General features: G+C 72.8%; 13 protein-coding genes. 4 read left to right on the top strand and 9 right to left on the bottom strand.

All coding sequences use genetic code 11. The annotated features are described in order from the left end of the window. Nucleotides 1-49 precede the first annotated feature (49 nt). The 3 genes from ACIBCT_RS14845 to ACIBCT_RS14835 form a co-directional block, all read right to left on the bottom strand. Nucleotides 50-1453: an FAD-dependent oxidoreductase gene (locus ACIBCT_RS14845; protein WP_399188592.1), complete on the bottom strand. Its 1404-nt coding sequence runs from the start codon at nt 1451-1453 to the stop codon at nt 50-52. Then, nucleotides 1450-3522 carry a molybdopterin oxidoreductase family protein gene (locus tag ACIBCT_RS14840; RefSeq protein ID WP_399188590.1) on the bottom strand — a complete coding sequence of 691 codons (2073 nt, stop codon included), beginning with the start codon at nt 3520-3522 and terminating at the stop codon, nt 1450-1452. The genes ACIBCT_RS14845 and ACIBCT_RS14840 overlap by 4 nt, the downstream gene beginning before the upstream one ends. Before the next feature lie 235 nt (nt 3523-3757). Further along, nucleotides 3758-5080: an MFS transporter gene (locus ACIBCT_RS14835; protein WP_399188588.1), complete on the bottom strand. Its 1323-nt coding sequence runs from the start codon at nt 5078-5080 to the stop codon at nt 3758-3760. A gap of 204 nt (nt 5081-5284) precedes the next feature. Between ACIBCT_RS14835 and ACIBCT_RS14830 the strand changes: the two genes are divergently transcribed. Then, complete coding sequence (locus ACIBCT_RS14830) at nt 5285-5791, top strand: peptide deformylase (RefSeq protein WP_399188586.1); 507 nt, start codon at nt 5285-5287, stop codon at nt 5789-5791. 212 nt (nt 5792-6003) lie between these two features. Next, a complete protein-coding gene (locus tag ACIBCT_RS14825) occupies nt 6004-6207 on the top strand; it encodes a cold-shock protein (protein WP_344903117.1) in 204 nt (67 codons plus the stop codon). A 222-nt stretch (nt 6208-6429) separates the two neighbouring features. On the opposite strand, the gene mshC is transcribed toward ACIBCT_RS14825, so the two are convergent. The 5 genes from mshC to ACIBCT_RS14800 all read right to left on the bottom strand — a co-directional run bounded on the left by mshC (nt 6430) and on the right by ACIBCT_RS14800 (nt 10959). Beyond that, complete coding sequence (gene mshC / locus ACIBCT_RS14820) at nt 6430-7653, bottom strand: cysteine--1-D-myo-inosityl 2-amino-2-deoxy-alpha-D-glucopyranoside ligase (RefSeq protein ID WP_399188584.1); 1224 nt, start codon at nt 7651-7653, stop codon at nt 6430-6432. Nucleotides 7654-7871: 218 nt separating this feature from the next. Beyond that, nucleotides 7872-8600, bottom strand: a complete 729-nt coding sequence (locus ACIBCT_RS14815) for an NRDE family protein (RefSeq protein WP_399188581.1) — start codon at nt 8598-8600, stop codon at nt 7872-7874. A gap of 317 nt (nt 8601-8917) precedes the next feature. Continuing rightward, complete coding sequence (locus ACIBCT_RS14810) at nt 8918-9679, bottom strand: SCO1664 family protein (protein WP_344903126.1); 762 nt, start codon at nt 9677-9679, stop codon at nt 8918-8920. Continuing rightward, nucleotides 9676-10248, bottom strand: a complete 573-nt coding sequence (locus ACIBCT_RS14805) for a DUF3090 domain-containing protein (RefSeq protein ID WP_399188578.1) — start codon at nt 10246-10248, stop codon at nt 9676-9678. The genes ACIBCT_RS14810 and ACIBCT_RS14805 overlap by 4 nt, the downstream gene beginning before the upstream one ends. 9 nt (nt 10249-10257) lie before the next feature. Beyond that, nucleotides 10258-10959, bottom strand: a complete 702-nt coding sequence (locus ACIBCT_RS14800) for a histidine phosphatase family protein (RefSeq protein WP_399188576.1) — start codon at nt 10957-10959, stop codon at nt 10258-10260. A 65-nt stretch (nt 10960-11024) separates the two neighbouring features. Between ACIBCT_RS14800 and ACIBCT_RS14795 the strand changes: the two genes are divergently transcribed. Both ACIBCT_RS14795 and ACIBCT_RS14790 read left to right on the top strand, forming a co-directional pair. Next, on the top strand, nt 11025-11969 hold the full coding sequence (locus ACIBCT_RS14795; protein WP_399188574.1) for an aldo/keto reductase: 945 nt from the start codon (nt 11025-11027) through the stop codon (nt 11967-11969). A 324-nt stretch (nt 11970-12293) separates the two neighbouring features. After that, complete coding sequence (locus ACIBCT_RS14790) at nt 12294-13388, top strand: hypothetical protein (protein ID WP_399188572.1); 1095 nt, start codon at nt 12294-12296, stop codon at nt 13386-13388. Between the two features lie 111 nt (nt 13389-13499). Here ACIBCT_RS14790 and fabI read toward each other — a convergent pair whose 3' ends face one another. Beyond that, complete coding sequence (fabI, locus tag ACIBCT_RS14785; RefSeq protein WP_344903142.1) at nt 13500-14264, bottom strand: enoyl-ACP reductase FabI; 765 nt, start codon at nt 14262-14264, stop codon at nt 13500-13502.

Raw genomic sequence — 14264 nt, 5'->3', positions numbered from 1 at the left:
CTTCCCTTCTCGTCGATCTCGTCCGTCCGCCCCGCGCCCGTCCCGCCGGTCATGCCGAGACCCCTTCCTGCTCGCAGAGCCAGTCGACGATGCCCTCCACCGCGTCGTGGCAGCCGCCGCAGCCGGTGGTGGCCCGGGTGGCGGCCGCCACGGCCGCGACGTCCCGGGCACCGGACTCCCAGCAGGCCCTGATCTGGCCCTTGGTCACGTTGTTGCACTGGCAGACCCTGGCCGCGTCGGGCATCCTGACCGGGCTCTCGGCGACCGTTCCGCCCGACAGGCCGGGGAACAGCAGCCCCGCCCGGTCGCCCGGCAGCGGCCCTCCCCGGTCGAAGAGCTGGGTGAGGTTGCCCACCGTGGAGGTCTCGCCCAGCAGGATCACGCCGACCAGGCGGCCGTCCCGGATGACCAGCTTGCGGTAGGTGCCGGTGGCCCGGTGGCTGAACCGCACGACCTCGGCGTCGTCCTCGGTCAGGTGGGTCTCGCCCATCGCGGCCAGCTCCACGCTCCTGGCCTTGAGCCGGGTCACCAGCCGCGACCCCCGGTAGCGGGCGGTCTTGTCGGTGCCGGTGACGAGGTCGGCGACCACCGCGGCCTGCTCCCAGGCCGGGGCGACCAGCCCGTAGACCCTGCCCCGGTGCTCGGCGCACTCGCCGATCGCGAAGATCGAGGGGTCGTCGGTGCGCATCTCGTCGTCGACGACGATCCCGCGCGCCACCTCCAGGCCCGCGTCCCTGGCCAGAGCGGTCACCGGGCGGACGCCGCAGGCCAGCACCACCAGGTCGGCCTCGACGAGCTCGCCGGCGGAGAGCCGCACGCCGTCGTCGGCGATCTCCTCGACGGTGACGCCGGTCCTGATCTCCACGCCCAGCCCGCCCAGGGTCTGGCCCAGCACGAGCCCGGCCTCGGCGTCGAGCTGGCGGTCCATCAGGTGCCCGGCCAGGTGCAGCAGCGTCACCGGCAGCCCGCGCCCGGCCAGGCCCCTGGCCGCCTCGATGCCGAGCAGCCCGCCGCCGACCACCACGGCGCGCCGCGCCGATCCGGCCGCCCGCAGGATCGCGTGGCAGTCGTCCATCGTCCGGAACGTCACGGCCCGCTCCGCGCCCGGCACCGGCGGCACCACGGCCTCGCTGCCGGTCGCCAGGACCAGGACGTCGTACGGCTCGCGCCTGCCGGTCGCGGTGATCACGAACTGGCTCTCCCGGTCCACCGCGACCACCTCGACGCCGGGCACGGCCGTCACCGAGTGGTCGGCGTACCAGGCCGGGTCCAGCAGCCGCACCTGGTCGGGGGGCATCGTCCCGGCCACCACGTTCGACAGCAGCACCCGGTTGTAGGGCTGGCCGTGCTCGGCGCCGAAGACGGTCAGTCCCACGTGCCGGTCACGGGCGCGGATCTCGCTCACCAGGCGGGCGCCGGCCATGCCGTTGCCCACCACCACGATCCGGGTCATCGGGCACGCTCCACTCTGACCGCGCACACCTTGAACTCCGGCATCCGCGACACCGGGTCCAGGGCGGGGTTGGTGAGCAGGTTGACGCCCGGCCAGTGGAAGGGCATGAACACGGTGTCGGGCCGGATGGCCGCGCTGACCCTGGCCGGGGCCTCGGTCTCGCCGCGCCGGCCGATCACCCGCAGCCTCTCGCCGTGCGTCACGTCCAGCCGTTCGGCCAGGTCTGGGTGCAGTTCCACGAAGCCCTCCGGTGCAGCCGCGTTGAGCGCGGCGATCCGCCGGGTCTGCGCGCCGCTCTGGTAGTGGGCCAGCACGCGCCCGGTCGTGAGGTAGAGCGGGTACTCGGCGTCGACGTCCTCGTCGGGCGGGCGGTGCTCGACCGGCAGGAAGCGGGCGCGCCCGTCGGGGGTGGGGAAGCGGTCCAGGAACGGACGCGGGGTGCCGGGGTGGTCCTCGGCCGGGCACGGCCAGAACACGCCGGTCTCGGCCGCGATCCGCTCGTAGGTGATGCCCGCGTAGTCGGCGATCCCGCCGGCCGAGGCGCGGCGCAGCTCGTCGAAGACCTCGCGGGGGTCGGCGGAGAAGCCGTCCGTGCCGCGCAGCCGCGCGGCCAGGCCGCGCAGGATCTCCAGGTCGCTGCGCACCCCCGCGGGCGGGTCGATCGCCCGGCGGCGCAAGAGCACCCGTCCCTCCAGGTTGGTCATGGTGCCGCTCTCCTCGGCCCACTGGGTGGTGGGCAGGACCACGTCGGCCGTGGCGGCCGTCTCCGACAGGACCATGTCCGAGACCACCAGCAGGTCCAGCGCGCCGAGGCGTTCGGCCACCCGCCCGGCGTGCGGCGCCGAGACCAGCGGGTTGGAGCCGAACAGCAGCAGCGCCCGGGGACCGGTGGGGGTGCCGAGCGCGTCCAGCAGCTCGTAGGCCGAACGGCCCGGGCCGGGCAGCTCGTCGGGGTCGACGCCCCATACCGCGGCGACGTGCGCGCGGGCGGCCGGGTCGTCGATCTTCCGGTAGCCGGGGAGCTGGTCGGCCTTCTGTCCGTGCTCGCGGCCTCCCTGGCCGTTGCCCTGGCCGGTGACGCAGCCGTACCCCGATCCCTCGCGGCCGGGCAGGCCCAGGGCCAGGGCCAGGTTGACGAACGCGCCGACCGTGTCGGTGCCCTTGGCGTGCTGCTCGGCCCCGCGGCCGGTGAGGATCGCGGCCCGGTCCGCGGCGGCCAGGATCGCCACCGCGGCGCGCATCCGGGCGACCGGCACGCCGGTGATCCGCTCCACCCGCTCGGGCCACCAGGCCGCGACCGAGGTGCGGACCGCCTCGAACCCGGTGGTGCGGGCGACCACGTAGTCCTCGTCGACGTCGCCCTGGGCGACGACGATGTGCAGCAGGCCCAGCGCCAGCGCCAGGTCGGTGCCGGGGGTGGGCTGCAGGTGCAGGTCGGCCTGGCGGGCGGTCGGGGTGACGCGGGGGTCGATGACGATCAGCCGCCCGCCGGCCTCGCGCATCGCGGCCAGGTGCCGGACGAAGGGCGGCATGGTCTCGGCCACGTTCCCGCCGGCCAGCAGCACCGCGTCGGCGCGGGCCAGGTCGGTGATCGGGAACGGCAGGCCGCGGTCCATGCCGAAGGCGCGGCCGGTGGCCGCGGCGGCCGAGGACATGCAGAACCGGCCGTTGTAGTCGATCTGGCTGGTCCGCAGCACCACCCGGGCGAACTTGCCGAGCTGGTAGGCCTTCTCGTTGGTCAGCCCGCCGCCGCCGAACACGGCCACCCCGTCGGGGCCGTGGGCGGCCTGGACGGCGCGGATCCGGTCGGCGACGAAGTCCAGCGCCTCGTTCCAGCCGACCTCCTCACCGTGCAGCAGGGGGGTGGTGAGCCGGTCACCGGTGAGGAGCTCACCGGCGGTCCAGCCCTTCTGACACAGTCCTCCCGCGTTGGCGGGAATGTCCTGGCGCGGGGTGATGGTGATCGTCTCACCCGTCGCGACGTTCATGCCGCACTGCAGGGCGCAGTACGGGCAGTGGGTCGCCGTCCCGGCCTTCACAGGCGGCGGGGCGGGAAGTGAGACCGGCATGGATCCGATGGTGCTTTCAGGCGGTTTCACCGCGAGGTCCCCCCTGTTACCGATGTGCTACAAGCCGCTAACCGCGTTCACATGCGCGATGAGGCGGGTGTGAGTGGTCCGTCGGCCGGGCCCGCGCCGGATGTGAGGGCGCGCCGCGCACCGGGTCCCGGGCGTGCCGGGCTTTCCGGACGTGCCGGGGTGCCCGGCTCGCCCGGCGGGCCCGGGGTGCCCGGCGCGCCGCCGGTCACACGCGGGCCGCCGCCAGGCTGGGCACCGAACCCGCGGTACGCAGGTAGCAGGCCCAGGTGAGGATCGCGCACAGCACGTAGAAGGCGGCGAACGAACCCAGCGCGGCACCGGCTCCCCCGGTCGCGGCGATGGAGCTGCCGAACCCGCGGTTGATGAAGAACCCGCCGAACGCGCCGATCGCGGAGATGATCCCGACCGCCGCGGAGGAGTCCCGCCTGCCGACCGCGAGCGCCGCCTCGTAGGCCGTCGTGCCCGGGGCGAGGCCCGCGACGGCCTTGGCCCGGAAGATCGCCGGGATCATGCGGTAGGTGGAGCCGTTGCCGATTCCGGTGGTGGCGACCAGGAGCATGTAGGCGCAGAAGAAGAGCGGGAAGGCGTGCTGGGCCAGGCCCTGCCAGACCAGCGCCGCCGCGCCGGCCATGGCGCCGAAGTTGACCAGCGTCACCCGGGCGCCGCCGAGCCGGTCCGACAGCCAGCCTCCGGCCGGGCGGATCAGGGAGCCGACCAGCGGGCCGAGGAAGGCCAGGGCGACCAGGGAGGCCTGCTCGGGGAACTGGCTCTTGATGAGCAGCGGGAACGCCGTGGCGTAGCCGATGAACGAGCCGAACGTGCCGATGTACAGCAGCGACATGATCCAGGTCTGGGCCCGTCCGGCGACCTTGAGCTGGTCCGCGGGGCTGGCCTTGGCGGAGGTCAGGTTGTCCATGAAGAAGTAGGCGCCGAGCGCGGCGGCCAGGATGAACGGGATCCAGAACAGCCCGGCCGCGGCCAGCCCGAACGCGCCGATCACCAGGGGCATGACGAGCTGCACGGAGCTGACCCCGATGTTGCCGCCCGCCGCGTTGAGGCCGAGCGCCGTCCCCTGCCTGCCCTGAGGGTAGAAGTGGGTGATGTTGGCCATGCTGGAGGCGAAGTTGCCGCCGCCCAGGCCCGCGGTGGCCGCGATCACCAGGAACACCCAGTACGGGGTGTTCGGGTCACCGACCGCGAACGCCAGCAGCACCGCGGGGATCAGCAGCAGCAGGGCGCTGACCACGGTGAAGTTCCGGCCGCCGAACCTGGCGGGGGCGAAGGTGTAGGGGATGCGCAGGGCCGAGCCGACCAGGTTGGGCAGTGAGACGATCCAGAAGAGCTGGTCGGTGGAGAAGTCGTAGGAGCCCATCTTCACGGTCACGATGCTCCACACGGTCCACAGCGTGAACCCCAGGTGCTCGGCGAAGATGGAGAAGATCAGGTTCCGCCGGGCCACCCTCTTGCCCTGGCCTTGCCAGAAGTCCGGGTCGTCGGGCCGCCAGTCACTGATCCAGGGCTTCGCCATCGTTCCTCCTGCGGGTTTTCGGGGCTTCGGTCCGAAAACTACGAGGGGGCGGTTACGCACATTCACTATGTGTGATGGTGCGCCGGTTACATGTGACTAACCGTGGAAATATGCAATGCACACGCCGCACTCCGGCAACATGACCGAAACACGGGGTCCCGGAGGGTGACGGTTGAGCCACGGCGGCAGCGGGAACCGTCCTCGATGCCGATTCGACCTCTGCGGGGAGTGTGCGTGGCCGTCCAGCCGATCCGACCCTTCACCGATCCCGTGCTGCGGACGGTCGCCGAGCCGGTGACCGTCTTCGACCGGGAGCTGCGCGTCCTGGTCAAGTCGCTCCAGGCCACGATGCGGGCGGGGGCCGGCCGTGCCGGTCTGGCCGCGCCGCAGATCGGGGTCCCGCTGCGGGTGGTCGTCTACGAGCTGGACGGCAGGTCCGGTCACCTGGTCAACCCCCGCCTGGAGCTGTCCGAGCGCAGGATCACCGCCGACGAGGCCTGCCTGTCGGCGCCGGGCCACTGGTGGCCACTGGAACGCTCCTACATGGTCACGGCGCGTGGCCGCGACATGTTCGGCAGACCCGTCACGGTCCGGGCGCTGGGCATGCTCGCCCGGGTGCTGCAGCACGAGGCCGACCACCTCGAGGGAACCCTGTTCGTCGACCGCCTGCCCGCCGAGGATCGGGAGCGGTTCCTCGCCTCCATCTCGTGAGTTGTGCGTCTCGATGCGGGGCGATAGAGTTAGGTTGTTGCAGTCGTAATGCTCGCTTAGCCTTATCATCTCAAGTGCTTATGAGAGTCCGCCGACAGCGGACGTTACAGGTTTCTCCGGATGGTCTCCGCGGGTGCATGGTAGGGTCCGCAACGCAGCCCCGTGCCGCCGACCTGGCGGTTCGGTGAGGCTCCCAATGAGGAGAAGTAGTTTTGTCTGAGGGCACCGTTAAGTGGTTCAACGCCGAAAAGGGCTTCGGATTCATCGCACCGGATGACGGCACCGCCGATGTCTTCGTGCACTACTCGGCAATCAACTCCGGCGGCTACCGCAGCCTGGAGGAGAACCAGCGTGTCAGCTTCGTCACCACGCAGGGCCAGAAGGGCCCGCAGGCCGACCAGGTTCAGGTCATCTGACCTGGTCTGATGGTCTGACAAAGACTTCAGATCGAGCCCGTCCCGCGCGAGCGGGGCGGGCTCGCTCGTTTTCACCCGCTCTTTCCCCGGTCGCGCCGCTCCCCGCCGGGCCTTCGGATCCCCCGGTGCTCAGGGGAGATCGGGGCTCCCCGGCGTCCACAGGGGCGCCGGGGAGCAGCCCGGAGCACAGAGCGCGGTCCCGGGGGTCAGGGGGTCAGGGGGTCACAGGGCGATCCCCAGCAGCGTGTCCGTGATCCGCCCGACCAGGGCCGGGGCGTCCGGGTCGGTCCCGCCCCCGGACAGGGCCCGCTCGGCCCAGTCGTCGACGACCGCCAGGGCCCCCGGGGCGTCCAGGTCGTCGGCCATCCGGTCGCGTACCCGCTCCAGCACGGCACCGGCGTCCGGGCCGGCCGTCAGCGCCGCGGCCGAGCGCCAGCGCGCCAGCCGCGCCTCGGCCGAGGCCAGCAGGCCGGCCGTCCACTCCCAGTCCGAGCGGTAGTGGTGGGCCAGCAGCGCCAGCCGGATGGCCATCGGGTCGCTCTCCCGGCGCAGGCGGGAGACGAAGACCAGGTTGCCCTTGGACTTGGACATCTTCTCGCCGTCCAGGGCGACCATGCCCGCGTGGACGTAGGCCTTGGCGAAGGGCCACTCGCCGGACGCCACATGGCCCTCGTGGGCCCCGCACTCGTGGTGCGGGAAGATCAGGTCGGAGCCGCCGCCCGCGACGTCGAAGCCTCCGGACAGGTTCGCCAGGGCGATCGCGGTGCACTCGATGTGCCAGCCCGGCCTGCCCGGCCCGAACACCGAGGGCCAGGACGGCTCCCCCGGGCGCTCCGCGCGCCAGAGCAGCCAGTCCAGGGGGTGCTTCTTGCCCTGCCTGCCGGGGTCTCCCCCGCGCTCGCCGAACAGGGCCAGCATCCGCTCCTCGGAGTAGCCCGACACGGCGCCGAACTTGGGGGCCGCGGACACGTCGAAGTAGACGTCCCCGTCGAGCTCGTAGGTGGCGCCCTTGTCGCGCAGCACCTCGACCAGGTCCGCCACCTGGTCGATCACCTCGGTCACGGCCACGTAGTCGCGCGGCGGGAGGATGCGCAGCGCCTCCATGTCGGTCCGGAACAGCTCGATCTCACGCTCTGCCAGCTCACGCCAGTCCACGCCGGTCCGCTCCGCGCGCTCCAGCAGAGGGTCGTCCACGTCGGTGGCGTTCTGGGTGAAGTGCACCTCGTGCCCGGCGTCCCGCCAGGCCCGGTTGACCAGGTCGAAGGCGAGATAGGTGTTCGCGTGCCCTATGTGGGTGGCGTCGTAGGGGGTGATGCCGCAGACGTACATCCGTGCCGTGGCACCCGGCCGCGTGGTGACGACCTCGCGCGCGGCCGTGTCGAACAGCCGCAGCGGGACACCGGCACCGGGAAGCCCGGGAACCGTCGGCGCCGACCACGATCTCATCACATACCTCCAGCGTGGGGACCCCGGATTCTAACCCCGGGAGGGGAAGCGGAGCGGACCGCCCGGTGCCGGCGGGGATCCGGACCGCGGGAGGCCGGTGGTCCCGGCGCCGGCCATGGGAGGACGTCAAAAAAGGAGCCTATCCAGCGAACCGACCATCCCGGTCACCCCGGGGTGGTGAACAAGGACATTCACCTCAACCCCGGGGGCTCACCAGATCATTCCGGCAGGATCACGCCGAAGGCGGCCGGGTCCCGGGGGTCGGCGGTGAACTCGTAGCGGACACCCCCGGGCGCCAGCCCCAGCAGGGTGACCGACACCGACCCGAAGACCCGGCCCTCGGGCAGATCACGATTGACGATCATGGTACGGGGGTCGCCGGACGGCACTCCCGCGCCGGTGGCGAGCTCCCGCCACCTCTCCCAGGGGCCGTCGAGCCCGGACGGGCGCTCCGCGGCGGCGAACAGCGGCCGGAAGAAGGCGACGCGCTCGTCCTCCTCGCCCCGTTCCCAGCCGCTGTTGACGATCATGTGGGTTCCCGGGGGGAGGTCCTCCCGCCCCAGCGCGACCCCGTCCCAGTGCCACAGCCGGGCCCCGCCGAGGTCGGCCCGGAGCAGGTGGAAGGGGTCGTAGCCGCCCAGGCCGCTCTCGGGCAGGTCCTCCCCGGCCGCCGCGATCAGCGGCAGGTCGCCCCGCGATCGGCGGGTCGCGTCCGGGGCGGGCAGGCCGTGCCCGTTGAGGACGGCCCCGACCCTCCTGCTCCCGGGATCGACCGCCAGCCAGGTACCGCCGCCCCGCAGGTCACGCCCGCCGATCAGGCCGGGACGCTCCCCCGGCCAGTGCTCGCCCGGGGGGACCCATGGACGGTCGGTGAACTCATCGCGCACCCCGACCACGATCAGGGGGATCTCGGCGCTCGGATCGATGCTGACGACAACCGTGCACATGCCGGGAGGTTACGCCCTCGGCGGGCACGCCGTCGGGGCGGGGGTGCGTACGGCGAGGGTCCGTACGGCGAGGCCGTCCCGGCGTCACGGCGCGGTCGTCCGGGCGCGGTCGTCCGGGGACGGTCGTCCGGGGACGGTCGTCCGGGGACGGTCGTCCGGGGACGGTCGTCCGGGGACGGTCGTCCGGGGACGGTCGTCCGGGGACGGCTCTCCCGGTGGGATCGTCCCGGCGGGCCGGTCGCGGGGACGGTGGGGCCGCGGGGCGGCGAGGGTCGCGCGGTGGTGAGGGTCGCGCGGTGGTGCAGGGGGTGAAGGGCTCAGATCGGCGGCCACGGGATGGCGGGCCAGTCCTTGGAGGGCATCGGGTGCAGGCCGGTGTCGAGGAGCCTGCGGACCCGGGCCCAGGTGGCCTCGACCTCGTGGGAGGTGAGGAGCTCGCGCAGGCGGTTCCCGAGGCGGCCCTCCTCTAGGTCGCGTTCGAGGCGGGTCAGGACGTTCATGGCCTCGCGCGACAGCGGCTTGCCGCGCCACTGCCACAGCACGGTGCGCAACTTGTCCTCGGCGGAGAAGGAGACCCCGTGGTCGACCCCGTAGATGTGGCCGTCGGCGAGCGGCAGCAGGTGGCCGCCCTTGCGGTCGGCGTTGTTGACGACCGCGTCGAAGACCGCCATCCGCCGCAGCGAGGGGTGGCGGCTGCGGATCAGCACCATCAGGTCGATCTCGGGGTCGGTGTCCACCCACAGCTGGCACATGCCGGGACCGAAGGGGCCGTCACGGTAGACGGTGGGCGGCACGATCCGCCAGCCGATGGCCGCGGACACCTCGTAGGCGGCGACCTCGCGGGCGGCCAGGGTGCCGTCGGGGAAGTCCCACAGGGGGCGCTCGCCCCGCACGGGTTTGTACACGCAGGCCGCCGAGAGCCCGGCGTGCCGTATCGAGCAGTAGAGCGTCATGTTGGTCGCCTCGACCAGGCGGCCCGCCACCTCCAGCCTTCCGTTCCGGAGCAGACGCGTCGCGGTCTCCTCGTCGAGCCCCGTGGCCGGCGCCGCACTCAGCGTCGGCTCGCTCTCAGCACTCATTCGCCTCCTCCAGCAGCTGAAGCGCTATTACCCCGGTAACCGTTGAGCCGCACGCAGATGTGCCCCTCGGGGTCGAGGGGCTGGGCACAGAGCGGGCAGGGCGGGCGCCCGGCGGCGACGAGCGCCAGGGCCCGCCTGGTGAAGGCCCGTGCGGCGACGGGGCTGATGTGAACGCGCAGTACCGTGGGCTCGTCCGTCTCCGAGGGGTCGAACTCCTCCTCCTCGGCGACCGCCTCCTGGGCCTCGATGACCACCTGGGCCGCCTCGGAGTCCCACGCGAGCGCCATGGCGCCCACGCGGAAGTCCTCGCTGATCGGCACGTCCAGGGGGGCGTTGTCCGCCGGCGCGGCCTGGACGGCGGGCATCGGGACGTCGCCCTCGCCCCGCCGCAGCACCTCGTCGAGCAGCTCGTCGAGACGGTCGGCCAACGCCGCGACCTGGAACTTCTCCAGCGCCACGGTGGTCAGCCTGCCCTGGCCCCGAGCCTGCAGGAAGAAGGCTCGTGATCCCGGTTGCCCCACGGCACCGGCCACGAATCTCTCGGGTGGATCGTAGTCGAAGACCGGCATAGCCCGACCTTACGTGGTCCCGGATCCGCCGCCGACTGCGGCATCGCTCCCGGTGGAATTTTCTCCCCCCTCCTCGCCCTCCGAACCCTCCTTTTGCCGCAATCCGCTCACATCTCCCCCGATGTCGTTGAGCCTGAGCACGAAGGGACGCAGGGGGGTGTAGCGAACGGCGGTGAGCGAGGCCGGATCGGCCGTGATCCGCTGGAACTGGTCCAGGTGAAGCCCCATGGCGTCGGCCACGATGGCCTTGATCACGTCTCCGTGGCTGCAGACGAGGTAGGTCGCTTTCGGGCCCAGCCGCTCGTTCCACTCCCTGACGGCGGTCACGGCGCGGTGCTGCACGGCCGCCAGCGACTCGCCCCCGGGAAAGGTCACCGCGCTCGGGTGGGCCTGGACGACCGGCCACAGCGGGTCCTTGACGAGCTCGGCGATCGGGCGGCCCGTCCAGTCGCCGTAGCGGCACTCGCCGAAGCGCTCGTCGGTCAGCACCTCGGCCTCCGGCCGCCCCCCGGCGACCGCCTGCGCGGTCTCCTGGCAGCGCTCCAGCGGGCTGGAGACGATCGCGTCGAGCTCCAGGCCGGCCAGCCGCGCGGCGAGCCCCTCCGCCTGGGCCCGTCCCGCGTCGCTGAGGTGGACCTCGGGGGTCCAGCCCGCGAGCACCGGGCCGGTGAGATGGGTAAGGCCGTGTCTGGCCAGCAACAAGGTCGTCACGGGGCCAAGTCTTGCAGCCCTCACTCCACTACTTTTAAGTGGCCGGGCGGTAATCTGGCCGGATCATGGAGCAGCGCTATGTGGGCCGGAGCGGCCTGTCGGTGTCCCGCCTGGGTCTCGGGACGATGACGTGGGGGCGTGACACCGGAGCCGAGGAGGCCGCGGCGCAGCTCCGCACGTTCGCCGAGGCCGGCGGCACGCTCATCGACACCGCCGACGTCTACACGGGCGGTGACGCCGAACGGCTGCTCGGGCGGCTGCTGCGCGACTCGGTGCCGCGCTCGGAGCTGGTGCTGTCCACCAAGGCCGTGCTCACCCCGGCCGGCCGCCGTCCCCGCGACGCCTCCAGGAAGCACCTGATCGCCGCGATCGACGCCTCCCTGACCCGTCTGGGCGTCAACGAGGTCGACCTGTGGCAGCTGCACGCCTTCGACCCCGACGTCCCGCTGGAGGAGACCCTGGCCGCGGTGGACGCCATCGTGTCCTCGGGACGCGCCGCGTACGCCGGGGTCTGCGACTACGCGGGCTGGCAGCTCGCCGCCGCCGCGGTGGGGCAGCGGGCGGTCCCCGGCCGGGTGCCGATCGTCGCGGCCCAGGTGGAGTACTCGCTGCTGGCCCGCGAGGCCGAGCGCGAGCTGATCGCCGCGGCCGAGCACGTGGGCGCGGGCGTGCTGGCCTGGTCCCCGCTCGGGCGAGGGGTGCTCACCGGCAAGTACCGCACCGGGATCCCCGCGGACTCGCGGGCCGCGACCCCGCACTTCGCCGACTTCGTCACGCCCTACCTGGACGAGCGGTGCCGCCGGGTGGTCGAATCGGTGACGACCGCGGCCGAGGGGCTGGGCGTCTCCCCGCTGTCGGTGGCCCTGTCGTGGGTACGCGACCAGCCGGGGGTGACCTCCGCCATCGTCGGGGCCCGTACCCACGCCCAGTTGTCCGGGGTGCTCCAGGCCGAGGAGCTGACGCTGCCGGTGGAGATAAGGGAGGCGCTCGACGACGTCTCGGCCGACTGAGGGGCGGCACGCGCCGCGTACAGCGCGTACAGAACGTGTACGAGCCGCACGGGCACGTGACGGGCCGTGACGGGCCGTGACGGCGGGCCGGGAGGGCGGCACGGTACCGGACGGGACGGGCGGCCTCGACGGGAGGGCCGCTCCCGGTGAAGCGAACGGGAAAGAGCAGAACGAGAATTCGTCTCACGTATCACTAGTCGATACCGAAGGACGACTTTCCGTGGAAAAAGCGAGCCCCCCTACAAAACTGTCTGACAGACGGGCAGGGGGTCCGGACATCGGCGAGGTGCCACGGCCGTTGCCGGGACCGGGGGAAGGAGACGAGTGCGAGCTGCGATGTCCGCGGGCATCTTGGCGCTGGCGCTGGGGAGCGGAATCCCGGCGGCCGCCATCGCGCCCGTGAGCGCCGCGCGGACCGCCGTCATGCCCTCGAACGTCACGCCCGTGCCCCTCACCCCCGCGCACACCACGCGGGACGGCACGGACCCGCGAGGCGACACGGGCACGCGGGCGGACGGCTGTGACCACGAAGGGCTGCTGGGCGCCGTCACCGGCGGTCTCTGCCGTGCGGTGAACGGGGTCACGGACAGGATCGTCGGCGGCGTCGGCGGCGTCGGCGTCCCTCCGGCCCCGCTGCTGTCCTCCCCGTTCTCGTTCGCCACGCCGCCGCCCTCGTCGCCCTCCGACGACCGCGGCAGGGGTCACGAGAAGGAGCACAAGGAGAAGCGCAACGGCGGCGAGGAGGTCCCCCCGGTACAGGAGGAGCCGCCCGCCGAGCAGGAGCCGCCGACCGGGCAGCCGACGCGCGCACCGGACGCCGCGCCCACGAAGGCCCCCGCCCCCGACAGGCCGCAGGACTCCTCAGGCCAGGACCAGACCGCCAGGACGTCACAGGACGCGCCCAAGACCCTCGACGCCCCCTGCCGGTCCGCGTCGGCCTCCCCCGGATGCACCGCCCCGTCGGCCGACGCCCTCCCGGAGGAGACGGCCTCGCCGCAGGCCTCCCCGAGCCCTTCGCGGACCCCGAAGCCCTCCCGGAGCCCGAGCCCCGCGCCCACCCGCAGGACCCCGCTGCCCGCGGTGACCTGGCACGCGCCGTCACGGCCGCCGGACCCGCACCCCCTCACCGTCGGCGAGGACCGCAGACCGTCCCCCCGCCCGTCGCCCGTGGTCGACGCCGAGGCCCCCCGGGTGGAACTGCTCTGGCCGGCCCCGCTGATGCAGGAGCTGCAGCGGCAGATGAGGAACGAGCGGCCGGTGACGCCGACCAGGTCGTCCGACACCGCGGGCACCGTGCTCACCACGGTGGTGCTCGTCGGGGCCATCCTCGCGGTCCGCCTGCTCTACAGCAGGCGGAAGATCAAGGAGTCGATACCGTTCGAGCCGGTCCCGCCGGGACACCACCACCGGGTGGCGTGACCCCGGGAACGCCGTCGTCCCGGCCGGGCGGCGAGGCACGGCCGGGACGCGAGAACGGCACGGAAGGGGCACCGAAGGCCCCGGGGACGCCCCCGGGAACGCCGGGGAACGTCACGCCCCGATGGCGTGCACCCCGCCGTCGACGTGGACGATCTCACCGGTCGTCGCGGGGAACCAGTCCGACAGCAGGGCGACGCACGCCTTGGCCGCCGGGCCCGGGTCGTTGACGTCCCAGCCGAGCGGGGCCTTGGCGGGCCAGCTGTCCTCGAACTCGACGAAGCCGGGGATGCTCTTGGCCGCCATCGTCCGGATCGGCCCGGCCGCCACCAGGTTGACCCTGATGCCGTGCTTGCCGAGGTCGCGGGCCAGGTAGCGCGAGCAGGACTCCAGCCCGGCCTTGGCCACGCCCATCCAGTCGTAGACCGGCCACGCCTTGGTCGCGTCGAAGTCCAGGCCGACGATCGCGCCGCCCTCCTTCATGAGCGGGAGCGCGGCCGTCGCGAGCGACTTGAACGAGTACGTGGAGACCTGGAGGGCGGTCGCCACGTCCTCCCACGAGGTGTTCAGGAAGTTGCCGCCCAGGGCGCTCTGCGGGGCGAAGCCGATGGCGTGCACCACCCCGTCCAGTCCGCCCAGGTGCTCGCCGACCCGGTCGGCCAGCGAGCCGAGGTGCTCCTCGCTGGTGACGTCGAGCTCCAGCACCGGGGGCGGCTCGGGCAGCCGTTTGGCGATGCGCTCGACCAGGCTGAGCCGGCCGAAGCCGGTGAGCACGATCTGCGCGCCCTCCTCCTGGGCCAGCTTGGCCACCGTGAAGGCGATGGAGGCGTCGGTGAGCACACCGGTGATCAGGAGTCGCTTGCCGTCGAGGATTCCCAT

Origin of the sequence: Streptosporangium sp. NPDC050855, assembly GCF_044456585.1 — a bacterium.
In the GTDB taxonomy this organism is placed as follows: Bacteria; Actinomycetota; Actinomycetes; order Streptosporangiales; family Streptosporangiaceae; genus Streptosporangium; species Streptosporangium longisporum.
Note: the sequence above shows the minus strand (reverse complement) of the source record. Positions and strands in the feature narration are given on the sequence as shown.